A 20,004-nucleotide genomic window follows, 5' to 3' on the forward strand; every position below is an offset into this window, starting at 1 on the left:
CGTCATTTCTAGATTCATGGCACAGGTCGCGGCCACCGCGACAGAGAACCTGGAACCGAGGGACCGGACATGAATGACGACGTACGCACCGCGACCGGCACGACGCCCAGGACGACCTTCCGGCACGCACGCCACCGGCCCCTCCGCCCGGTGCTGCTCCTCCTCGTGCTGGCTCTCACCGCCGTCGCCGGCCTGTTCGGCGTGGCCGCCACCGCGTCGGCGTCCTCGGGGGACCGGCCGAAACCGACGGTGGTGCTGGTGCACGGCGCCTTCGCCGACGCCTCCGGCTGGAACGACGTGATCGCCCGGCTGCAGCGCGACGGCTACCCGGTGCTGGCGCCGGCCAACCCGCTGCGGGGCGTCGACGCGGACGCGGCGTACCTCGCCGGCATCCTGCAGACGATCACCGGGCCCGTGGTCCTCGTCGGGCACTCCTACGGCGGGGTGGTCATCACCAACGCCGCGACCGGCAACCCGAACGTCAAGGCCCTCGTGTACGTCGCGGCGTTCGCACCGGACCTGGGTGACACCGTCGGCGGCCTGCAGAACCAGTTCACCGGCAGCAAGCTGAACCTCGAGGCGCTGGACGTCCGCCCGATCACCGGCATCAACGGGAAACCCAGCTACGACGCCTACGTCAAGGCGGCCGTGTTCCGTGACATCTTCGCCGGCGACCTGCCCCGCAAGACGACAGCGGTCATGGCGGCGACCCAGCGCCCGGCCGACGTGCACACCCTCGACCAGGTGTCCGGTGTGCCCGCCTGGAAGACGATTCCGTCCGGCTACCTGGTCGCCCGGGCCGACAACCTGATCCCCGCGGCGGCGCAGCGATTCATGGCGCAGCGGGCCGGCGCCCGCACCGTCGAGATCGACAGCTCGCACGTCGCCATGACGAGCAACCCCGGCCCGGCCACCGACCTGATCGAGCGGATGGCCCGGTCGATCCGCTGATCGGCCCACCCCTCACCACCATCACCGTCCGAAGGAGACATCCCATGGGTTACGTGACCACCACCGACGGCGCGCAGATCTTCTACAAGGACTGGGGAACCGGCCGCCCGGTCGTCCTGAGCCACGGCTGGCCCCTCAACTCCGACAGCTGGGAGGCGCAGGCCCTGTTCCTCGCCGAGCACGGGTACCGGGTCATCGCCCACGACCGCCGCGGGCACGGGCGATCCACCCAGACCTGGCACGGCAACGAGATGGACACGTACGCCGACGATCTCGCCACCCTCATCGAGGAGCTCGACCTGCGCGACGCCACCCTCGTCGGTTTCTCCACCGGCGGCGGGGAGGTCGCCCGCTACATCGGCCGCCACGGCACCGCCCGTGTCGCCCAGGCGGTCCTGGTCTCCGCGGTCCCCCCGCTGATGCTGCGGACGCCCGACAACCCGGGCGGTGTGCCGATCGAGGTCTTCGACGGCATCCGGGCCGGATCCCTCGCCGACCGCTCGCAGCTCTACAAGGACCTCGCCGACGGGCCGTTCTTCGGCCACAACCGGCCCGGGGCGAACGTGTCGCAGGGCATCCGCGACGCCTTCTGGCTGCAGAGCATGCAGGCCGGGCACCGGAACGCCTACGAGTGCATCGCCGCGTTCTCCGCCACCGACTTCCGCGAGGACCTCGCCGCGTTCGACGTGCCGACGCTGGTCATCCACGGCGACGACGACCAGGTCGTGCCGTTCGAGGTCGGCGGCAAGGCCTCGGCCGGCCTGATCAAGGGCGCCGAGCTGATCGTCTACCCCGGGGCGCCGCACGGCATCACCGACACGCACAGGAACCGGCTGGCCACCGACCTTCTCACCTTCCTCAACGCCTGACCCGCGATCACACTCCAGGAGTCGACATGAGCATCGAGACCAACGCCCCTGACACCATCGTCCTGATCCACGGTTTCTGGGTCACCCCGCGCAGCTGGGAGGGATGGAAGGCCTACTACGAGAGCAAGGGCTACCGGGTGCCGACCCCGGCCTACCCCGGATTCGAGGCGGAGGTGGAGGCCCTCAACGCCGACCCGGCCCCGATCCTGGACGTCACGGTCCCGAAGATCATCGAGCATCTTGAGTCCGTCGTCGCCGCGCTGCCGTCGCCGCCGATCCTGATCGGTCACTCCGCCGGCGGCGCGTTCACCCAGATCCTGCTGGACCACGGCTACGGCGCGGTCGGCGTCGCGATGAACTCGGCGCCCACCGAAGGCGTACGGGTGGTGCCGTTCTCCCAGGTGAAGTCCACCTTCCCGGTGCTCAGGAGCCCGGCGAACCGGCACCGGGCGGTGCCGCTCTCCCTCGAGGAGTGGACCTACGCGTTCACCAACACGTTCACCCCGGAAGAGTCCGAGGCGCTCTGGAAGAGGTACGCGATCCCGGCCAACGGCGGCATCCTGTGGGGCAGCGTCCTGGCCAACTTCCAGCCCGGCCACCAGGACACCTGGGTCGACTACCGCAACGACGACCGGGCGCCCCTGCTGTTCGTCTCCGGCTCCGAGGACCACATCATGCCGCCGGCGATCCAGCGCTCCAACGCCGGCCACTACAAGTCCGACACGGTGACCGAGGTCAAGGTGTACGACGGGTTCCCGCACCTGCTGCCGGCCTACCAGGGCTGGCAGCGAGTCGCCGACGACGTCCTCGCCTGGGCTCTGCGCCACGCGCGGACGCCGGTCAGGTAACACCCCGCAGCGGTACGGCGGCGCACTCGGTGCAGACCGGGCGCGCCGCCGTATCTCTCTGCCCCGCCTCGCGACGAATGTGGAGCCATGCCATGACCCGGATCCGCGTCACCCACATCGGTGGACCGACCACGCTGCTCGAGATCGGCGGTTGGCGGATCCTGACCGACCCGACCTTCGACCCGCCCGGGCGGCGGTACGCCTTCGGCTGGGGCACCTCGTCCCGCAAGACCACCGGGCCGGCCGTGCCGCTGTCCGGCCTGCCGCCGGTCGACGCGGTACTGCTCAGCCACGACCACCACGGCGACAACCTGGACATCGCCGGTCGCGCCCTGCTTCCCGGCGCCGGAACGGTGATCACCACGGTCGCCGCGGCCCGGCGCCTCGGCCACGGCGAAGGCCTGCGCCCGTGGGCCACCACTGAACTCCGTGCGCCCGGCCGGCCCACTGTGACGATCACCGCGACCCCACCGCGTTCCGGGCCCGGGCTCACCTGCCGATCCTGCCGGCCCGGCCCTTTCCCGAGACCACCCCGCGCGTGACTCTGGCCGGTGACATCGCCCGCCGCGCCGTCCCCGGCTGGGACCTGTCCCGTGGACTGCCACCCTCCCGGGTCACCGTGCAGTGGGCGACCGTCACGGTGTACGGCCCGGTGAGCACCGCCGGGCAGTGACCGACGCCGGCCGGGAAACCGCCACGGCACGGCAATCCCGGGCATTGACCTGTTCAAATGCCGACCCGCCCGACCGCATTCACGGATGTGAACGACGCGCGTTCACACTCGTGCCGGACCAGGTGTGATCGCTAATCCTGACCAATTGGTTGGCTCCCTGGAATCCAAGGCCTTAGCTTGAGGGACGCCAACGACAGACATCACTGTTACCGATAACATCTGCACCGATACGGGGGACGTATGCGGGCTGTCATTCTGGCTGCCGTTCTGCTGCTCGCCGGGGTCCTCACGGTGTCTCTGGTCAGCAAGATCCGGGGCCGCTCGCACTTCACCGCGTTCGCCGGCGCCCTCGTCGACCTGGGGGTGGCGCCGCCGCGCTGGTCCCGCCCGGCGGCGGCGCTGGCGGTCGCCGCCGAGGCGGTCGTGCTCGCCGGGCTGTCGTGGCCGGGCCGGACCGTCGCCGGAGCGGCCGCCGCCACCCTGCTCTTCGCCGGTTTCACCGTGGTCCTGGCCCGTGCGGTCCGGCGCGGCGCGGGCGTGAGCTGCCACTGTTTCGGGGCCTCCGGTCCCCCGGTGTCCCGGCGGCACGTGCTGCGCGCCGGGTTCCTCTGTGCCGTGTCCCTCGGCGTGCTGGCCGGTTCCACCCCGGCCGGCACGCTCGCGGGCGCCGGCGCACCCCAGCTGCTGGGCGCGTTCGCGGCCGCCGCTGTCGGCGTGGCCGTCCTGGTCCGGCTCGACGATCTGGTCTGGCTGTTCCGGGGCGCCGCGCCCACTCCGTGAGTCTTCCGGTCCGGCCGCCGGTCCCCGTACGGGTGCGGTCGCGACGGAACTCCCCCATCTCAAGGAGAGATCATGGCTCTGCTGTCCGTCGCGGTCATCGTCCTGACCGTGCTCGTCCTCATCGACCTCGTCCTGAGCGCGGCCGTGATCCGCCGTCTGCGGGAGAACGAGAAGCGGCTCGACGACTTCGTCTCCCCGCCGAGCACCGGCCTGAACCCCGGCGACCCGATGCCGGACTTCAGCATGCCGGACGGCCCGGTGTCCCGTACCGATCTGGCCGGTGGCCCGGCCCTGGTCGCCTTCTTCTCCACCAGCTGCAAGCACTGCCCGGCCCAGGCCGAACTGCTCGCCGCACGAGCCGGCGAGTTCGCCGAGCGCGGGATCACCGTGGTCAGCGTCCTGGACGGGCCCGAGGGCGACACCGACGCGCTGGCGCCGTCGCTGCGCAAGGCCGGGCGGCTGGTCACCGGGACGCTCGCGGGCGAGCTGATGGCGATCTTCCAGGCGCACGCCACGCCGACGCTGCTGATGTTCGGCGCGGACGGCACGCTCGTCGCCAACGAGCACAGCGTCGACACGCTCCTGGGCGGGAAATGAGCGGCCCGGCGGGCTTGCCGGCCGCGCGCCGCGCCGGGATGCTGCTGCGCCGGGCGATCGGCATCCACGTCGGCGCGGCCCCCGGCGCCGCCGCCCTCAGCGTCGTCCTGATGATCCAGGGCGGTCTGACCCCGGTCGCGATCGCCTGGTTCACCCGGTCGGTCATCGACGGGCTGGCAGCACGGGACACCACCGCGATCGCAGTCGGGGTGATCGGTTTCGGGGCGGTCGAGACACTGGCCGCCGTCGCCGGGCATGTGGCGCAGTACCTGCAACGGGAGACCGAACGGCGGGTCCTGGCGTACACCCAGGTGGAGATCTTCACGGCGGTGACCGCTCATCCCGGGCTCGCCGAGCTGGAGGACAGCCGCTACCACGACCGGCTGCGCCTGGCCGGTGAGGCGAGCCGTTACGCCCCGACCCAGCTCAGCACCCTGATCGTGAACGCCGGCCAGCAACTGATCACGATCTCCTCGTTCGCGGTGACCCTGCTGCTGTGGTCGGTGCCGGTGGCCGTGCTCGTGCTGCTCGCCGCCGTGCCCACCCTGGCCGCGCAGATCCGCCTGGCCCGGCTGCACGGCGAGATGCTGCACAGCACGGTGCCGCTGCTGCGCCGGCAGTCGTTCTACGCGTCGCTGCTGCTGGACCTGCGCGCCGCCAAGGAGATCCGGCTGTTCGGGCTGGGCGCGTTCTTCCGGGACCGGATGAGCGCCGAGCTGCGGGCGGCCCAGGCTCAGGAGCGCCGCCAGGACCGGCTCGCGGTCCGGGTGGACGGGCTGCTGGCGCTGCTGACCGGGGTGGTCGCGCTGATCGCCCTGGCGGTGTTCGCCGCCCAGGTGTTCAACGGCCGCGGCACGGCGGGTGACCTGGTGGTGGTGATCGCGGCGCTGGGTTCCATCCAGATGTCGGTGGCGGGCCTGGTCCATCAGGTCGCGCAGGCCGCCGAGACCATGCTGATGTTCGGGCACTATGTCGACGTCACCGAGGTGAACCGGCGGCCGCCCGGCGCGGCGCTGCCGGCGGCGCCGCCGCTGCGCCGGGGGCTGGAGTTCGACGATGTCTGGTTCCGGTACGCGCCGGAGCACGACTGGGTGCTGCGCGGGGTGACCCTGCACGTCCCGGCCGGTACCTCGGTGGCCCTGGTCGGTGACAACGGCGCCGGGAAGTCCACGCTGGTCAAGCTGCTCTGCGGGTTCTACCAGCCGACCCGTGGGGCGATCCGGTGGGACGGGGTGGACATCTGCGGCTACGACCCGGCGTCGCTGCGGGACCGGCTGTCGGCGACGTTCCAGGACTTCATGTCCTACGAGCTGTCCGCTTCCGACAACATCGCGGTCGGTGATCCCGGCGCGGCCGGTGATGACGAACGGATCACCCGGGCGGCCGGGCGGGCCGGGGTGGACGACACGCTGCGGGCCCTGCCCGACGGTTACCGGACGATGCTCAGCCGGACGTTCCGCGACGGGGCGGCGGACTCCCCCGGTGTGGTGCTGTCCGGTGGCCAGTGGCAGCGGATGGCGCTGGCCCGGGCCTGCCTGCGCGAGGACGCGGACCTGCTGATCCTCGACGAGCCCTCGTCCGGGCTGGACGTCGAGGCGGAGCACGCGATCCATCGCGGGTCCGGTGCGCTGCGCGCCGGGCGGACCAGCCTGCTCATCTCGCACCGGCTCAACACGGTCCGGGACGCCGACCTGATCGTGGTGCTCCGCGACGGGGTGATCGCCGAGCAGGGCGACCACGACGGGCTGATGGCCGCCGGCGGCCGGTACGCCGAGTTGTTCCGGCTCCAGGCCTCCGGTTACGGCGACGCCCTGGTGAACGGCGCCCCGGCATGAGCACCACCCATGTCCACGTGTCGCTGCTCGGGCCGATCGAGGTCACGGTCGGCGGCCAGCACATGGCGATGGGCGGGCCGGGCAGCCGGGCCCTGCTCACCGCGCTGAGCCTCAACATCGGCCGCACCCTCAGCGTTCCGGAGCTGCTGGAGGTGATCTGGGACGACCGGCCGCCGATGACGGCCACGACGAAACTGCAGGGTCACGTGAGCGCGCTGCGCAAGTCGTTCACCCGGCTGGGCGGCCCGGACGCCGCCCACGTCATTCAGACCAAACCTCCGGGGTACGTGCTGTGCCAGCACCGTGGCGCCACCGACGTGACGGAGTTCGGCGCCCTGCTGGACCGGGCGGCCGAGGCCGGTCCCGCACGGCTGCGGGCCGACCTGCTGACGGCGGCGCTGGCGATGTGGCGGGCCCCGTCGGCGTGTTTCGGGCTCCGCTCGTCGTGGCTGATCGGGATGGCGGACGCCCTCGACCAGCGCCGGTGGAGTGCCATGGAGGATCTCGCCGAGGCCCGGCTCGCGCTGGGCGACCGGAACGCCGCGATCGAGGGCATGGAGATCCTGGTCCGCCGGGCGCCCTACCGGGAACGGGCCTGGGAGCACCTGATCGCGGCCCATCTGGACCGCCGGGACATCGGGGCCGCGCTGGCCGTCCACGACCGTTTCCGCGCGATCCTGCACGCCGATCTCGGTATCGAACCGGGTCCCCGGATCGCGCGGCTGATCGCCGGGATCCGCGCCGGGGCGGCGTTAGGGAACCGTTAGTGGAACGTTAGCGGCCCTGGTCACGATGTTGTTGTTCCGAAAGCGAGACCGGATCCGAAGGTGAAGGAGTGATTCGCATGATGAAGACCATCGCCCGGCTGGGCGACAAGATGCTCGGCGCCCTGCTGCCGACCGAGAAGGCCGCCGCGTGCTGGCAGTGTCAGGCCGGTGGCGTCTCCGGCAGCGGGCCGTACCTGGTCTACAAGTTCAGCAAGAACGTGGGCAGCCAGTGGCGCTGCTACCGCATGCAGAACAACAGCTGCTCCGGCACGCCGTACAGCTACACCGTCGGCTGCTGCTGATCATCGGCGAACCGATAGCCGACCCCGTCCGGGGCCGGCTATCGGCGGTTACCGGAGAAGGGAGAACCGGGTGAGCCGGAACGGCCTCCTCATCGGCCTCGCCGGGGCGGCGCTGGCCGCGGTGGCGGTGGCACGCCGGCGGCTGCTCGTGATCGAGGTGCTCGGCGAGAGCATGGCGCCCACCTTCCGCGACGGCGACCGGCTGCTGGTCCGCCGGACCCGGCGGTTCCGCCGCGGTGACGCGGTGATCGCCCACCATCAGGAGGGCGGCCGCCGGACCGGCCCGTCCGACGACTACAGCACCACCTGGCTGGTGAAACGGGTGGCCGCGCTGCCCGGCGACGCGGTGCCGGAGGTGGTCGCGCCGGTCGTCGGCGGCGACGGGCGGCCGGTGCCGTCCGGGCAGTCGGTGCTGCTCGGCGACAACCCGGAGAGCGCCGACTCGAAGGACTGGGGTTTCATCCCGCTGGCCGACCTGGAGGGCGTCGTCATGACCCGCCTGGGCGGCAGGTCCACCGGGTAGGACCGGCACGGACCGGTTATGTCCGCGATGCACGGGGTAAGTCTGTGACCCGTGCAGAAGACCATGAGAAGCCGGTGAGGCTCTACGCGGACTGGCGGTTCCTGACGCCGCCCCTCGCCGTCGTCGTGCTGGCCGCCGCCTGGGGACGTGAGCTGCCGTCGCCGCTGCTCGTGACCATCGCCCTGGTGCTGGGCGCCGCGGTGCTGGCGGCGGTGCATCACGCCGAGGTCGTCGCGCACCGCGCCGGGGAACCGCTGGGGTCGCTGGTGCTGGCCGTCGCGGTCACTGTCATCGAGGTCGGCCTGATCGTCACCCTCATGATCGCCGGCGGCGACGGCACCGCCTCGCTGGCCCGCGACACCGTCTTCGCCGCCGTGATGATCACCTGCAACGGCATCCTGGGCCTGTCCCTGTTCATCGGCGCCGCGCGGTACCGGCTCGCCGTGTTCAACGCCGAGGGCACCGGCGCGGCCCTGGCCACCGTCGCCACGCTCGCCGTCGTCTGTCTCGTGCTGCCGACCTTCACCACCGCGCGCTCCGGCCCGGAGTTCTCGCCGACGCAGCTGGCGTTCGCCGCCGGCGCCTCGGTCACCCTCTATGCCGCGTTCGTCAGCACCCAGACCGTCCGCCACCGGGATTTCTTCCTGCCCGTCACCAGCGGCGGCGTGGTCGTCAACGACGCCGACGGCGACGACCACGCCGACCCGCCCACCCGGCGCGCCGCCGGCATCAGCCTGGCCCTGCTGCTCGTCGCGCTGATCGCCGTCGTGGGACTGGCCAAGGTCCTCTCCCCCGCGATCGAGGACACCGTCGCCGGCTTCGGCCTGCCGCACTCGTTCGTCGGCGTGGTCATCGCCCTGCTCGTGCTGCTGCCGGAAACCCTCGCCGCGGCCAACGCCGCGCGCCGTGACCGGATCCAGGTCAGCCTCAACCTCGCCCTGGGCTCCGCCATGGCCAGCATCGGGCTGACCATCCCCGCCATCGCCGTCGCCTCGATCTGGCTCCCCGGGCCGCTGGTCCTCGGCCTCGGCGCCAATCAGATCGTGCTGCTCGCGATCACCGTCGCCGTCGCCACGCTCACCGCTGTCCCCGGCCGGGCGACCCGGCTGCAGGGACTCGTCCATCTCATCCTGCTCGCTGCGTTCCTGCTTCTCGCGGCGCACCCGTGACAAGCGGCGGCGCGCCGCCGGCGGCGGCCGGCGCGGGTTCCGCGGCGATCGGGAGCAGGATCGCGAAGGTGGTGCCGGCGCCGGGCGCGGAGTCGACGCTGATGTGACCGCCGGCGTCGCTGACGATGCCGTACACGGTCGCCAGGCCGAGGCCGGTGCCCCGGTCGGCCGGTTTGGTGGTGAAGAACGGCTCGAACAGCCGGTCGCGCACCTCCGCGGTCATGCCGGTGCCGGTGTCGCGCACCGTGAGGCGGCCGTACCGCCCCGGCGGCAGCGGCTCGTCCGGGGCGCCGCCGAGGACGGCGGGACTCGTCGCGACGGTCACCTCGCCCCCGCCGGGCATCGCGTCGCGGGCGTTGATCACCAGGTTGAGCAGGATCTGGTCGAGACGGCCGCGGTTGGCCCGGACCGGCAACGGTTCCTCGGACACGTGGCAGCTGAGGCGGATCCCGGCTCCGAGACTGCGGCCGAGCAGCTCGCCGGAGCGGGTGATCGTCGCGTTGAGGTCGACGATCTCCACCTCGATGGGCTCCTGCTTCGCGAACAGCAGCAGCTGCCCGGTGAGCGAGCGGGCCCGGTCCGCGGCGTCGCGGATGCGCGCCAGGTCGCGGGCTCCGGCCGGGCTCACCTCGTCGGCGAGGAAGTCCGCGTAGTTCAGCATGATCGCCAGCAGGTTGTTGAAGTCGTGCGCGACGCCGCCGGCCAGTTGCCCGAGGCTCTCCATCCGGGCGGCCCGGGCGGAGCCGGCTTCGCGGCGTTTCCGCTCGGTGATGTCGCGTTCGGTGGTGGCCTCGGCGACGATGGCGCCGGTGTCGTCGCGGATCGGTGAGGCGGCGACCGAGACGATGCGTTCGGTGCCGTCCCGGCGGATCCGGCGGGCCTCGTCGACCCGGATCTGCTCGCCCGCCGCCAGGGCGGACAGCGCCGAGCCGGCGGCTTCCCGCTGGTCGGCGGGCATCATCCGGTCGAAGGGGTGGCCGACGATGTCATCGGCGGGGTAGCCGTACATCAGCTCGGCGCCGCGGTTCCACGCGGTGACCGTACCGTCCAGATCGGTCACGATGATCGCGTCCGTGGACTGTTCGGCGATGGCGGCGAGCATCTCGCGTTCCTTCGCCGCGGCGGCGCTCTCCCGGATCAGCCTCCGGAGACTGCGCGCGATCACCCAGCTGATCGCCGTCGCGCAGGCGATCAGCAGCAGGCGCGCGTACTGATCCGGGGTGCCGAGCAGCCCGTGCCGGGTGGAGACGGCGAAGCCGCCGAGGAACGCGTAGCCGCCGACGGCCAGCACCGCCGCCGGGCTGGCCGAGGCGGCGGCGAAGGCCGGGCCGATCGCCGGCATCCCGAACGTCAGCGCCTGCGGCGGCGCGGCTGCCGAGATCGCCGTCAGCCCGGTCACCACCGCCGCCGCTGTCCAGGCGTAGGCGCGGGTGCGACCGCGTGTCCAGGACTCTGGCCTCGGCATCCTCATCACGGGCCCTTTCCGCCACCTGGGGTCGAGGCTAGTCCCGGCCGCGGCGGCGGATCAGGGGAATGCGGCAGAGCCGCATCCCCCCGGGTCAGGCTCCGGCGGTGGCCAGTTCCTTGCGGTACGGGTCCTCCCCCGCCAGCCGCCTGGTGAGGTGCTCCCCTTCGACGTCGACGTTCGTCGGGTGACGCGCCGTGCACGAACTCCTCGCGGGTCCGGGTCACCGGGAACACCTCGTGGTCCATGGCGAGGCCGAACAGGATGCCGATGAGGAAGATCGGCATGAGGCTGATGATCGGGCCGGTGGTCTCCAGGCCGATCAGCGAGGCGAAATGCCCGTTCTGGAAGACCGCCACCAGCGCGCCGAACGCGGCCGCCACCGACAGCAGGAACCCGAGGGCGGCCTTGACCGGCACCAGGATGCTCCGGAACACCAGCATGAGCAGCACGAACGCGAGCCCGACGACGATCGCCAGGTACGGCACGAGCGAGTCGGTGACCCGCGAACAGGAAGCCCGGCGGCGCGTCATCGATGAGCGCCTGCGCATCGCGCGGGAGCTGCACGACGTGGTCGCGCACCACATCGCGGTGATCAGTGCACGCCGGCGCTGACGGTGAAGACGCACGTCAACCGGACGATGACGAAGCTCGGCGCGCGGAACCGGGCGCAACTCGTGGTGATCGCGTACCAGAACGATCTGGTCCGGGGCGGCGACGCCCTGCCGTCAGCCGGCTGACAGCATCGGCACCAGATAGCGCCGGGCCACGTCGCGCAGCGCCGCCGGGTCGTCGAGGTCGACCACCCGGCTCGGGATGGCCAGGAACGACGCGGAGATCCGCACCCACAGCTCGGCCACCAGGTCCACGTCGACGGACGCGGCGATGTGGCCGGCCCGCTGCTCGGCGCGCAGCTGCCCGGCGACGAACCGCTGCACGGTGGCGAGGGTCTGCCCTCCGTCGGTGACCATCGACGGGACCAGCAGGTCGGGCTCGGCGGTCATCAGGCCGCCGATCAGCTCGTTGCTCCGGAACGCCTGCATGGAGGCGGCGAAGCCGAGCACGACCCGGTCGGCGGCGGTGCGGGCCTGTTTGATCTCGACGCTGAACCGCTCGAAATAGCGCCGGAACTCGCGCCGCACCACGTGCTCGACCAGCACGTCCTTGGTGGCGAACCGGCGGTAGGCGGTGATCCGGGAGACGCCGGCGCGGCGGGCCACGTCCTCCATCGTGGAGCGGCGGATGCCGAGGCGGCAGAACTGGTCGTGCGCGGCGTCGAGCAGGCGGCCGGCGACCTCGTCCTCCACCGGTGACGGCGCGAGCGCCTCGGCCAGAGCCCGTTGCAGCATCGACTCCATCAGCGCCTCCCCGTGGACACACCCATCAGCAAATTTCGATTTCCGGCTTGTGAATTCCGGTTAACTTGTGCTTGCCTTGCTGATACATCGAAGCACGTTGTGTTTCACCGTATCAGGCACGGGGACCAACCCGAAGGCGTGTGCACTTCGGACGTTATTCGCGCCCGAAATCAACACGCTCGACACGGGCCTTCACGGCACAGGAGGCGGAAGCGTGGAACCACTCAGCAGGCGCAACATCTTGAAAGCAGGCACCATCGGCGCGCTCGGCGCGGCGGTCCCGGCACGTGCCTGGACCTGGTCGCCGCAGGGCTCGGTGGCCGGGCAGGGCGTGGGCGCGGACCCGCGGTGGGTGTGGGATCCGGAGGCCGACGCGCTGGTCGCCGACCTGATCGAACGCGGCGACGTCCCGCGCGTCAACGCGCTGCTGCGGACCTGGAAGAAGAACGGGCAGGCGCTGCCCGACGGCCTGCCGGCCGATCTGCGCGACTTCATGGAGTACGCCCGGCAGCTCCCCTCCTGGACCGACCAGGAGAAACTCAGGACGGCGGTGAAGTTCAACGAGAAGCGCGGGCTCTACCTCGGCGTCCTCTACGGGCTGGCCAGCGGCATGATGAGCACCGTCATCCCGAAGGAGGCCCTGGCCGTCTACTACTCCCAGGGCGGCGCGGACATGAAGGACCGCATCTCCAAGACCGCCAAGCTGGGGTACGACATCGGCAGCGTCAACGCCTACCGGAGCGACGGCGAGATGATCGTGACAGCGGTCAAGACCCGGCTCGTGCACGCGGCGGTCCGGCACCTGCTGCCGCAGTCGCCGCACTGGACGCCGGTCGCCGAGGAGGACATCCCGATCAGCCAGGCCGACATCATGGTCACCTGGCACAGCCTGCCGACCACGGTGATGCGCAAGCTCACCGACTGGAAGGTGCCGATCCCGGAGAACGAGTCGAGTGCGTTCCTGCATTCGTGGCAGGTCGGCGCGCACATGCTCGGGGTCTCCGACGAGTACATCCCGAACTCGTGGGCGCAGGCGAACTCGCAGGCCGAGCAGGTCCTCGACCCGGTGCTCCGGGCCACCCCGGAGGGCATCAAGCTGGCCGACATCCTGCTGCACCTGGGTGCTCAGATCGACGCGGGGATCCTCACCAAGCCGATCCTCGGGGCGTTCACCCGGTTCATGCTCGGCGACGAGATCGCCGGCTGGCTGCGGATCCCGCGCGAGCCGGTGTGGGACCCGCTGCTGCGGACGGCATGGGGACCCTTCGTGGCCGTACGCGAGGGATTGCTGCCCTTCCCGCTGGCGCCGAAGGCGTACTGGCTGTTCGACGAGTTCCTGCGCAAGTTCGCGCTGCTGTACCTGTCCCAGGCCAAGCCGATCAGCATCGAGATCCCGGTCACGAACCGCCCGGAGACCCGCCATGGCTGAGCTGAGCAGGCGCGAGATGCTGATGACCGGCGGGGCCGCTCTCGGCACGCTCGGCGCGCTGGGGATGAGCGGCCCGGCGAAGGCCCGGGCGGCGCTGCCGTGGAGCACCCAGTGGGACGACGAGGCCGACCCGGTGTCGGCGGAGCTGCTGGACACCGGCGCGGTGCCGGCGGTCAACAAGCTGCTGTGGAACTGGACCCGCAACGACCAGCCGCTGCCCGCCGGGCTGCCCGGCTATCTGCACGACTTCATGGAGAAGGCGCGGCAGCTGCCGTCCTGGGCGGACACCACCAAGCTGGAGCGGGCGGCGCAGTTCAACAAGTCCCGCGGGCTGTACCTGAACCTGCTCAACGGGGTCGGCGGCGGCATGCTGAGCACGGCGATCCCGAAGGAGGCGTGGTCGGTCTACTACTCCAAGGGCGGCGCCGACATGGAGGACCGGGTCGCCAAGACCAGCCTCCTCGGGTTCTCGGTGGGGTCATTGAAGGCGTACCGGCCGGACGGCGACTGCGTCGTGCAGGCGGTGAAGACCCGCCTCGTCCACGCGGCGGTGCGGCATCTGCTGAAGCGGTCGCCGCACTGGAAGTGGGGTGTGCCGATCAGCCAGGAGGACATCCTGGTCACCTGGCACACGCTGCCCACCTACGCGATGCGCAAGCTGCGCGAGTGGAACGTGCCGATCACCGCCGCCGACTCGCAGGCCTACCTGCACGTGTGGCAGGTGACCGCGCACATGCTCGGGGTGCGGGATGAGCACATCCCGGCGACCTGGGCGGCCGCGAACGCGCAGTCCGATCAGGTGCTGCCGCCGAACATGGGCCCGACCCGGGAGGGTGTCGAACTCACCGACATCCTGCTGAGCCAGCTCGCCGAGCAGACCAGCCCGCTCAGCGTCAGCCGGCCGCTGGTCAACGCGCTGGCCCGGTACCTGGTCGGCGACCAGGTCGCCGACTGGGACGGCATCGCACGGGAGCCGATCTGGGAGCCGCTGGTCAAGGTCGCGTGGCCGGCGCTGGTGCGGTTCCGGGAGAAGCTGATCCCGCTGCCGCTGGTCCCGGAGACCGCGTGGCTGCTGGACGAGGCCGCCCGGCAGTACATCCTCCTGTTCCTCACGAAGGCCCAGGAGACCAGGATCGAGATTCCGACGACGAACCGGCCGGAGTGATGGCGACGTCCCGGCGGGCGTTCCTGGGATATGTGCTGGCGGCCCCGGTCCTGGTGGCCGCCGCCTCCCCCGGCGGCGCCGAGGCGGCAGCCGCCGCCGACCTGCTCGATCTCAACGACATCATGACGGCGGCGGCCCTGCCCACGTCCGGGCTGATCGCGGTGGAGATCAACTCCGACGGTACGGTGTCGTTCGCGCTGCCCCGGGCCGAGGTCGGGCAGGGCATCACCACGTCGTCGGCGATGCTGATCGCCGAGGAGCTGTCGGTGCCGGTGAACCGGGTCCGGGTGACGCTCGCCGACGCCCGCCCCGAGCTGCTGTTCAACCAGCTGACCGGCGCCTCCAACACCACGATCGCGACGTTCACCCCGATCCGGGTCGCGGCCGCCGTGGCCCGGCGCCGGCTGCTCGCCGCCGCCGCGGACAAGCTCGGCACGACCGACCTGCGGCTCGCCGGCGGCATGATCCACGACCGGGGCGGCAGGCGGATCGGCATCGGCGAGCTGGCCACGGCGGCGGCCAGCCCGAAGACCGTGGCCGTGCCGGTGGAGCTGGCCCCGCGGGAGAGTTTCACCGTCATCGGCCGGCCGCACAGCCGCATCGACGGGCCGGACGCGGTCACCGGGCGCAAGACGTTCGCGATGGACCTCGACGTGCCCGGCGCGAAACCCACCATGGTGTGCCGGGCGCCGACCATCAACGGCAGGCCCGGCCCGGTCGCGAACCTCGCCGAGGTCCGGGCGATGCCCGGCGTCACCGACGTGGTGCCGATCTCCACCGGCGTCGCGGTGCGGGCGGACACGTTCGGGCAGTGCATCGACGCGGTCCGGGCGCTGAACGTCACCTGGCGGCCCGGCACCGTCGACGGCAAGAACGAGGCGACGGTGCTCAAGGAGCTGGCCGCGGCGGAGCTGCCGCTCGGGCCACGGCCGCTCACGCCCGTCGTGGAAGGACGGTTCACCTTTCACTTCCGCAGCAACAGCGCTCTGGAGACCAACTGTGCGATCGCTGACGTACGCCCGGATCGCGCCGAGATCTGGTCGGCGCTGAAATCGCCGATCGTCGCGAAGCAGACCATCGCCGCGAAGCTGGGGCTGCCGCTGCCGGCGGTGACCGTGCACGTCACCGAGGGCGGCGGCTCGTTCGGCCGGAAACTGTTCTTCGACGCCGCCCTGGAGGCCGCCGAGGTGTCACAGCGGATCGGCAAGCCGGTGAAACTGATGTGGCACCGGGCCGACGACTCCCGGCAGGGCCGCACCCACCCGATGGCCACGTCGCGGGTGCGGATCGCGTACGCCGGGAACGTGGTCCTCGGTTTCGAGCAGCGGCACACCAGCGTCACCACGGATCTCGGGCACGGGCTCGGCGAGCTGTTCACCGCGATGGCCGCGAAACTGCCGATCGGGGACGCCGCGTTCGCGCAGACGTTCTTCCAGTTCAGCCACACCACGCCGTACCGGTTCGGGGTGCACAGCCGGCTGCTCAGCGAGACCGGCAAGGGGTTCAACACCGGCAGCATGCGCAACGTGTACTCCCCGGACACGACGTGCGCGCGGGAGCTGATGATCGACCAGCTGGCGGCGCGGATGGGCAAGGATCCGTACCGGTTCCGGTTCGACTTCCTGCGGGAGGAGCGCTCGCGGGCCGTACTCCGCAAGGTCGTCGAAGTCGGCGGATGGGGACGCGCGATGCCCGCCGGAACCGCGCAGGGCATCGCGTTCCACTCCGAGTACAAGGCGGTCAGCGCCTGCCTCGTCGAGATCGACTGCCGGCCGGAGACGGTGAACCGGCCGATCCGCGACGGCGTCGGCGGGCCCCGCGTCATCAAGGTGGTGTTCGCCGTCGACGTCGGTCTCGCCGTCAACCCGCGCGGCCTGGAGGCGCAGATGACGGGCTGCGTGATGGACGGCATCGCGCTCGCCCTCACCGCCGGCCTGCACCTGCGCGACGGGCACTTCCTGGAGGCGAGCTGGGACGACTACTTCTACACCCGGCAGTGGAACGTCCCACCCGACCTGCGGATCATCGTCATGCCCGGCGACGCCGACCAGCCGGGCGGCGCCGGGGAACTCGGGGTGTCGGCGTCGATGGCGGCGGTGGCCTGCGCCTACGCCCGGGCGACCGGGACGATGCCGACGGTCTTCCCGATCAACCACGGCACCCTGTCGTTCGTCCCGAAACCGACGATCCCCCCGATTCCCGCCTCACCCTCCGACGGAGCCGGCCGTGCCTGAACAGACCTTCCGGGTCAACGGTGAACAGGTCACCGTCACCATCGCCGGCGAGGTCCGGCTGCTGTGGGTGCTGCGCGACATCCTCGGCATCACCGGGCCGAAGTACGGCTGCGGCATCAGCGTCTGCAAAGCCTGTACCAGCCATCTCAACGGCCGGGCCGTGACACCGTGCACCATCCCGGTCCAGGATCTGCAGCCGTCCGACGAGGTCGTCACCATCGAAGGGCTGGCCGCCACCGCCGGCCGCGACCTGCACCCGATGCAGCAGGCGTGGCTGGATCACGACGTGGCGCAGTGCGGGTACTGCCAGCCGGGGCAGATCATGGCGGCGGTCGCGCTGGTCCGCACGGCAGCCGCCGAGGGCCGGGAGATCACCGACGCCGACCTGGACGGCCTGCGCAACATCTGCCGATGCGGCACGTACTCCCGGATCCGCGAGGCGATCCGCTCCGCCGCCCGGGAGATGTGACCGGTCAGGACGGGCCGAGGTGGAACTCCTCGAGGAGCCCGGTGATGCTCAGAACCTGGTGGACGTTGGTGTGCGCCTGACCGATCTCCAGCTCGCAGCCGAGCCGCCGGGCCTCCTCGAGGGACGCGACGAGCGCCCGGATGCCGCCGGAGTCCAGGAACGTCACCTCGCTCAGGTCCAGGCTGATCCGGCACGGCTCGTCACGGCGCAGCGTGGTGATGACCGAGGCGACGACCTCGCCGCAGGTGACACGGTCGATCTCGCCGCAGAAGGTGATCACCGCGGTGGTGCCGGCGCCGGGCCGCTGGAAGCCGACCTCCAGCTGGGTTCGGTCGGTGGACAGCTCGAAGGACATGACTGGACCCTCTTCATCGTCGGGTCGTGCGGGAACCTGCTGATCGCCCGTGAGTGGTGGGTGATGCCGAGGTGAGGACCCTGTGTCGCTGGAGGCAGACAACCCGACGTGACGCTGTGGTTCCATCGACACTACTCCAGTTCTTCGGCGAAGTTCCGCATCGAGAGCGTGAAACCGCGGTGATCCGGCGCGGCGGCGGCCTCGGCCGCTCCGAGGCGGATCATCTGGAGCGGAACTACTCTGGGGGCATGACCGCGATGGCGCCCACCCGCAACGAGACCGATCTGTCGTTCCTGCTCGACCGGACCAGCCATGTGCTGCGCAGCCGGATGGCGGCGGCGCTGGGCGAGATCGGGCTGACCGCGCGCATGCACTGTGTGCTGGTGCACGCTCTCGAGGAGGAGCGGACCCAGATCCAGCTGGCCGAGCTGGGCGACATGGACAAGACGACGATGGTGGTGACGGTCGACGCTCTGGAGAAGGCGGGGTACGCCGTACGCCGCCCCAGCAGCACCGACCGTCGCGCCCGGATCATCGCGGTGACCGAGGCCGGCGCGGCGATCGCCCGGCGCAGTCAGGAGATCGTCGACGGCGTGCACCGCGATGTCCTGAAGTCGGTCCCGCAGGACGAGCGGGAGATCCTCGTCCGCGCCCTGAACCGCCTGGTCACGGACCATCCGGCGAACCCGCTTCCGGCCCGGCGCGCCCGCGAGCGCGGCAAGTAGTTCCAACAAGGATCGTCTACAACAAAACTATCTGGTACGTTCCTACCTGTCGCGCTCGATGGGGAGGAACGCCATGCCGTACCCGAAACGCTGGACCGCTCTCGCCGCGCTCTCGGCCGCCGGGCTGATGACCATCCTGGACGGCAGCATCGTCACCGTCGCGATGCCCGCGATCCAGCGGGACGTGGGTTTCACCGCGACCGGGCTGAGCTGGATGGTCAACGCGTACCTGATCCCGTTCGGCGGCCTGCTGCTGCTCGCCGGCCGGCTCGGTGACCTGATCGGCCGCCGCGCCATGTTCCTCGCCGGCACCGTCGTCTTCACCGCCGCGTCCCTGCTCGCGGGTGTCGCCGGAAACCCCGGCACGCTGATCGCCGCCCGGTTCCTGCAGGGCGCCGGCAGCGCGATGGCCGCCGCCGTGATCCTCGGCATCCTGGTCACGCTCTTCACCGACCCGGCCGAACGCGCCAAGGCGATCGCGATCTTCAGCTTCACCGGGGCGGCCGGGGCGTCCATCGGGCAGGTGCTCGGCGGCGTGCTCACCGACGCCCTGGACTGGCCGTGGATCTTCTTCATCAACGTGCCGATCGGCATCGCGACGGTGGCGCTGGCCCGGACGGCGCTGCCGCGCGACCGGGGCGCCGGGTTGTCCGCGGGCGCCGACGTGATCGGCGCCGTGCTGGTCACCGCCGGTCTGATGCTGGGCATCTTCACGATCGTCACCGACGCGCACACCCTCGTGCCGGGTGTGATCTCGGTGGTGTTGCTGGTGCTGTTCGTCGTCCGGCAGGCCACCGCGGCGAACCCGCTGATGCCGCTGCGGATCCTGCGGTCCCGCACCGTCGCCGGCGCGAACGTCGCGCAGATGCTGACCGTCGCCGGGATGTTCGCCTTCCAGGTGATGGTGGCTCTCCACATGCAGAACGTGCTCGGTTACAGCGCGCTGGAGACCGGGCTGGCGATGCTGCCGGCGGCGGTCGGCATCGGCGCGGTGTCGCTGTTCGTGTCGGCGCGGCTCAGCAACCGGTTCGGGCCGAGGGCGGTGCTGCTCGCCGGGCTGGTGCTGCTGATCGCGGCGATGGTGTGGCTCAGCCGGATCCCGGCGCGGGCCGACTACGTCACCGACCTGCTGCCGGTGATGCTGCTGATCTCCGGTGGCGGGCTGGTGCTGCCGGCGCTGGCGACGCTCGGCATGTCCGCGGCCCGGGACAGCGACGCCGGGATGGCGTCGGGGCTTTTCAACACCACCCAGCAGGCCGGCATGGCGATCGGGGTGGCGGTGCTGTCGGCGCTCGCCGCCTCCCGTACGTCGCAGCTGGTCGCGGCGGGGCAGGCGGAGGCGGCGGCGCTGACCGGCGGCTACCGGCTGGCGTTCACGGTCTCGGCCGGGCTGCTGCTGGCCGCCTTCCTGGTCGGCCTCGTGGTGCTGCGCCGGCCTGACGTATCCGCCGACGCCGCGCCGCGAACCGTCCCGGCGGCCTGATAACGCC

The 20,004-nt window shown here is 71.4% G+C and carries 22 protein-coding genes and 2 pseudogenes; 20 read left to right on the plus strand and 4 right to left on the minus strand.

Going from position 1 to position 20,004, the window contains the following annotated elements:
• The first annotated feature begins 69 nt into the window (after positions 1–69).
• The 12 genes from ACZ3II_RS30905 to ACZ3II_RS30960 all read left to right on the plus strand — a co-directional run bounded on the left by ACZ3II_RS30905 (position 70) and on the right by ACZ3II_RS30960 (position 9,314).
• Positions 70–951, plus strand: coding sequence for an alpha/beta fold hydrolase (locus tag ACZ3II_RS30905; RefSeq protein ID WP_465521846.1), 882 nt, complete (start codon positions 70–72; stop codon positions 949–951).
• A 44-nt stretch (positions 952–995) separates the two neighbouring features.
• On the plus strand, positions 996–1,820 hold the full coding sequence (locus tag ACZ3II_RS30910) for an alpha/beta fold hydrolase (RefSeq protein ID WP_465521848.1): 825 nt from the start codon (positions 996–998) through the stop codon (positions 1,818–1,820).
• 26 nt (positions 1,821–1,846) lie between these two features.
• A complete protein-coding gene (locus ACZ3II_RS30915; RefSeq protein WP_465521850.1) occupies positions 1,847–2,668 on the plus strand; it encodes an alpha/beta hydrolase in 822 nt (273 codons plus the stop codon).
• A 92-nt stretch (positions 2,669–2,760) separates the two neighbouring features.
• A complete protein-coding gene (locus ACZ3II_RS30920) occupies positions 2,761–3,210 on the plus strand; it encodes an MBL fold metallo-hydrolase (RefSeq protein ID WP_465521852.1) in 450 nt (149 codons plus the stop codon).
• Complete coding sequence (locus tag ACZ3II_RS30925) at positions 3,207–3,341, plus strand: hypothetical protein (RefSeq protein WP_465521854.1); 135 nt, start codon at positions 3,207–3,209, stop codon at positions 3,339–3,341. The genes ACZ3II_RS30920 and ACZ3II_RS30925 overlap by 4 nt, the downstream gene beginning before the upstream one ends.
• 240 nt (positions 3,342–3,581) lie before the next feature.
• Positions 3,582–4,121, plus strand: a complete 540-nt coding sequence (locus ACZ3II_RS30930) for a MauE/DoxX family redox-associated membrane protein (RefSeq protein WP_465521856.1) — start codon at positions 3,582–3,584, stop codon at positions 4,119–4,121.
• Positions 4,122–4,193: 72 nt separating this feature from the next.
• The gene (locus tag ACZ3II_RS30935) at positions 4,194–4,718 is read left to right on the plus strand and encodes a TlpA disulfide reductase family protein (protein WP_465521858.1); all 525 of its coding nucleotides are present in this window, start codon (positions 4,194–4,196) and stop codon (positions 4,716–4,718) included.
• The gene (locus ACZ3II_RS30940; protein ID WP_465521860.1) at positions 4,715–6,553 is read left to right on the plus strand and encodes an ABC transporter ATP-binding protein; all 1,839 of its coding nucleotides are present in this window, start codon (positions 4,715–4,717) and stop codon (positions 6,551–6,553) included. Before ACZ3II_RS30935 ends, ACZ3II_RS30940 begins: the two co-directional genes overlap by 4 nt.
• Positions 6,550–7,320 carry an AfsR/SARP family transcriptional regulator gene (locus ACZ3II_RS30945; protein ID WP_465521862.1) on the plus strand — a complete coding sequence of 257 codons (771 nt, stop codon included), beginning with the start codon at positions 6,550–6,552 and terminating at the stop codon, positions 7,318–7,320. The genes ACZ3II_RS30940 and ACZ3II_RS30945 overlap by 4 nt, the downstream gene beginning before the upstream one ends.
• Positions 7,321–7,397: 77 nt before the next feature.
• The gene (locus tag ACZ3II_RS30950) at positions 7,398–7,622 is read left to right on the plus strand and encodes a hypothetical protein (protein WP_465521864.1); all 225 of its coding nucleotides are present in this window, start codon (positions 7,398–7,400) and stop codon (positions 7,620–7,622) included.
• 70 nt (positions 7,623–7,692) lie between these two features.
• The gene (locus ACZ3II_RS30955; RefSeq protein WP_465521866.1) at positions 7,693–8,145 is read left to right on the plus strand and encodes a S26 family signal peptidase; all 453 of its coding nucleotides are present in this window, start codon (positions 7,693–7,695) and stop codon (positions 8,143–8,145) included.
• A 74-nt stretch (positions 8,146–8,219) separates the two neighbouring features.
• The gene (locus ACZ3II_RS30960; protein WP_465521868.1) at positions 8,220–9,314 is read left to right on the plus strand and encodes a calcium:cation antiporter; all 1,095 of its coding nucleotides are present in this window, start codon (positions 8,220–8,222) and stop codon (positions 9,312–9,314) included.
• On the opposite strand, the gene ACZ3II_RS30965 is transcribed toward ACZ3II_RS30960, so the two are convergent.
• Together ACZ3II_RS30965 and ACZ3II_RS30970 are read right to left on the minus strand one after the other, a co-directional pair.
• A complete protein-coding gene (locus ACZ3II_RS30965; protein ID WP_465521870.1) occupies positions 9,271–10,779 on the minus strand; it encodes a two-component system sensor histidine kinase NtrB in 1,509 nt (502 codons plus the stop codon). The genes ACZ3II_RS30960 and ACZ3II_RS30965 overlap by 44 nt on opposite strands.
• 194 nt (positions 10,780–10,973) lie before the next feature.
• Positions 10,974–11,276, minus strand: a pseudogene (locus tag ACZ3II_RS30970) (MMPL family transporter); the annotation flags it as partial.
• A gap of 1 nt (position 11,277) precedes the next feature.
• On the opposite strand from ACZ3II_RS30970, the gene ACZ3II_RS30975 reads away from it, so the two are divergent.
• Both ACZ3II_RS30975 and ACZ3II_RS30980 read left to right on the plus strand, forming a co-directional pair.
• The gene (locus ACZ3II_RS30975; protein WP_465521872.1) at positions 11,278–11,394 is read left to right on the plus strand and encodes a histidine kinase; all 117 of its coding nucleotides are present in this window, start codon (positions 11,278–11,280) and stop codon (positions 11,392–11,394) included.
• Positions 11,394–11,519 (plus strand): annotated as a pseudogene (locus ACZ3II_RS30980) (LuxR C-terminal-related transcriptional regulator); the annotation flags it as partial. The gene ACZ3II_RS30975 and the pseudogene ACZ3II_RS30980, both read left to right, overlap by 1 nt.
• Here the strand turns inward: ACZ3II_RS30980 and ACZ3II_RS30985 are convergent.
• Positions 11,508–12,137 carry a TetR/AcrR family transcriptional regulator gene (locus tag ACZ3II_RS30985; protein ID WP_465521874.1) on the minus strand — a complete coding sequence of 210 codons (630 nt, stop codon included), beginning with the start codon at positions 12,135–12,137 and terminating at the stop codon, positions 11,508–11,510. The pseudogene ACZ3II_RS30980 and the gene ACZ3II_RS30985 overlap by 12 nt on opposite strands.
• 214 nt (positions 12,138–12,351) lie before the next feature.
• On the opposite strand from ACZ3II_RS30985, the gene ACZ3II_RS30990 reads away from it, so the two are divergent.
• Genes ACZ3II_RS30990 through ACZ3II_RS31005 form a run of 4 tightly spaced genes read left to right on the plus strand, consistent with a single transcriptional unit; the run spans position 12,352 to position 17,434 of the window.
• On the plus strand, positions 12,352–13,566 hold the full coding sequence (locus ACZ3II_RS30990) for an oxygenase MpaB family protein (protein WP_465521876.1): 1,215 nt from the start codon (positions 12,352–12,354) through the stop codon (positions 13,564–13,566).
• Positions 13,559–14,731 (plus strand): oxygenase MpaB family protein, encoded by a 1,173-nt coding sequence (locus ACZ3II_RS30995; RefSeq protein ID WP_465521878.1) that lies wholly within the window; start codon positions 13,559–13,561, stop codon positions 14,729–14,731. The genes ACZ3II_RS30990 and ACZ3II_RS30995 overlap by 8 nt, the downstream gene beginning before the upstream one ends.
• Positions 14,731–16,965: a molybdopterin cofactor-binding domain-containing protein gene (locus tag ACZ3II_RS31000; protein WP_465521880.1), complete on the plus strand. Its 2,235-nt coding sequence runs from the start codon at positions 14,731–14,733 to the stop codon at positions 16,963–16,965. Before ACZ3II_RS30995 ends, ACZ3II_RS31000 begins: the two co-directional genes overlap by 1 nt.
• Entirely contained in the window at positions 16,958–17,434 is a 477-nt protein-coding gene (locus tag ACZ3II_RS31005) for a (2Fe-2S)-binding protein (RefSeq protein ID WP_465521882.1), read from the plus strand. Before ACZ3II_RS31000 ends, ACZ3II_RS31005 begins: the two co-directional genes overlap by 8 nt.
• Before the next feature lie 4 nt (positions 17,435–17,438).
• Here ACZ3II_RS31005 and ACZ3II_RS31010 read toward each other — a convergent pair whose 3' ends face one another.
• On the minus strand, positions 17,439–17,789 hold the full coding sequence (locus ACZ3II_RS31010) for an STAS domain-containing protein (RefSeq protein WP_465521884.1): 351 nt from the start codon (positions 17,787–17,789) through the stop codon (positions 17,439–17,441).
• Positions 17,790–18,037: 248 nt separating this feature from the next.
• On the opposite strand from ACZ3II_RS31010, the gene ACZ3II_RS31015 reads away from it, so the two are divergent.
• Together ACZ3II_RS31015 and ACZ3II_RS31020 are read left to right on the plus strand one after the other, a co-directional pair.
• A complete protein-coding gene (locus tag ACZ3II_RS31015) occupies positions 18,038–18,514 on the plus strand; it encodes a MarR family winged helix-turn-helix transcriptional regulator (RefSeq protein WP_465521886.1) in 477 nt (158 codons plus the stop codon).
• Positions 18,515–18,587: 73 nt separating this feature from the next.
• A complete protein-coding gene (locus ACZ3II_RS31020) occupies positions 18,588–19,997 on the plus strand; it encodes an MFS transporter (RefSeq protein WP_465521888.1) in 1,410 nt (469 codons plus the stop codon).
• Positions 19,998–20,004: the final 7 nt, after the last annotated feature.

It is taken from the genome of Actinoplanes sp. NPDC019969, assembly GCF_055562375.1.

Bases quoted from the DNA above. Each gene is read 5' to 3' on its own strand.
- ACZ3II_RS30940 (WP_465521860.1), top strand. From the start codon at position 4,715: ATGAGCGGCCCGGCGGGCTTGCCGGCCGCGCGCCGCGCCGGGATGCTG.
- ACZ3II_RS30995 (WP_465521878.1), top strand. From the start codon at position 13,559: ATGGCTGAGCTGAGCAGGCGCGAGATGCTGATGACCGGCGGGGCCGCT.
- ACZ3II_RS31000 (WP_465521880.1), top strand. From the start codon at position 14,731: ATGGCGACGTCCCGGCGGGCGTTCCTGGGATATGTGCTGGCGGCCCCG.
- ACZ3II_RS30905 (WP_465521846.1), top strand. From the start codon at position 70: ATGAATGACGACGTACGCACCGCGACCGGCACGACGCCCAGGACGACC.
- ACZ3II_RS30965 (WP_465521870.1), bottom strand. From the start codon at position 10,779: ATGCCGAGGCCAGAGTCCTGGACACGCGGTCGCACCCGCGCCTACGCC.
- ACZ3II_RS30930 (WP_465521856.1), top strand. From the start codon at position 3,582: ATGCGGGCTGTCATTCTGGCTGCCGTTCTGCTGCTCGCCGGGGTCCTC.
- ACZ3II_RS30985 (WP_465521874.1), bottom strand. From the start codon at position 12,137: ATGGAGTCGATGCTGCAACGGGCTCTGGCCGAGGCGCTCGCGCCGTCA.
- ACZ3II_RS30945 (WP_465521862.1), top strand. From the start codon at position 6,550: ATGAGCACCACCCATGTCCACGTGTCGCTGCTCGGGCCGATCGAGGTC.
- ACZ3II_RS31015 (WP_465521886.1), top strand. From the start codon at position 18,038: ATGACCGCGATGGCGCCCACCCGCAACGAGACCGATCTGTCGTTCCTG.
- ACZ3II_RS30910 (WP_465521848.1), top strand. From the start codon at position 996: ATGGGTTACGTGACCACCACCGACGGCGCGCAGATCTTCTACAAGGAC.
- ACZ3II_RS30950 (WP_465521864.1), top strand. From the start codon at position 7,398: ATGATGAAGACCATCGCCCGGCTGGGCGACAAGATGCTCGGCGCCCTG.
- ACZ3II_RS31020 (WP_465521888.1), top strand. From the start codon at position 18,588: ATGCCGTACCCGAAACGCTGGACCGCTCTCGCCGCGCTCTCGGCCGCC.
- ACZ3II_RS30920 (WP_465521852.1), top strand. From the start codon at position 2,761: ATGACCCGGATCCGCGTCACCCACATCGGTGGACCGACCACGCTGCTC.
- ACZ3II_RS31010 (WP_465521884.1), bottom strand. From the start codon at position 17,789: ATGTCCTTCGAGCTGTCCACCGACCGAACCCAGCTGGAGGTCGGCTTC.
- ACZ3II_RS30935 (WP_465521858.1), top strand. From the start codon at position 4,194: ATGGCTCTGCTGTCCGTCGCGGTCATCGTCCTGACCGTGCTCGTCCTC.
- ACZ3II_RS30915 (WP_465521850.1), top strand. From the start codon at position 1,847: ATGAGCATCGAGACCAACGCCCCTGACACCATCGTCCTGATCCACGGT.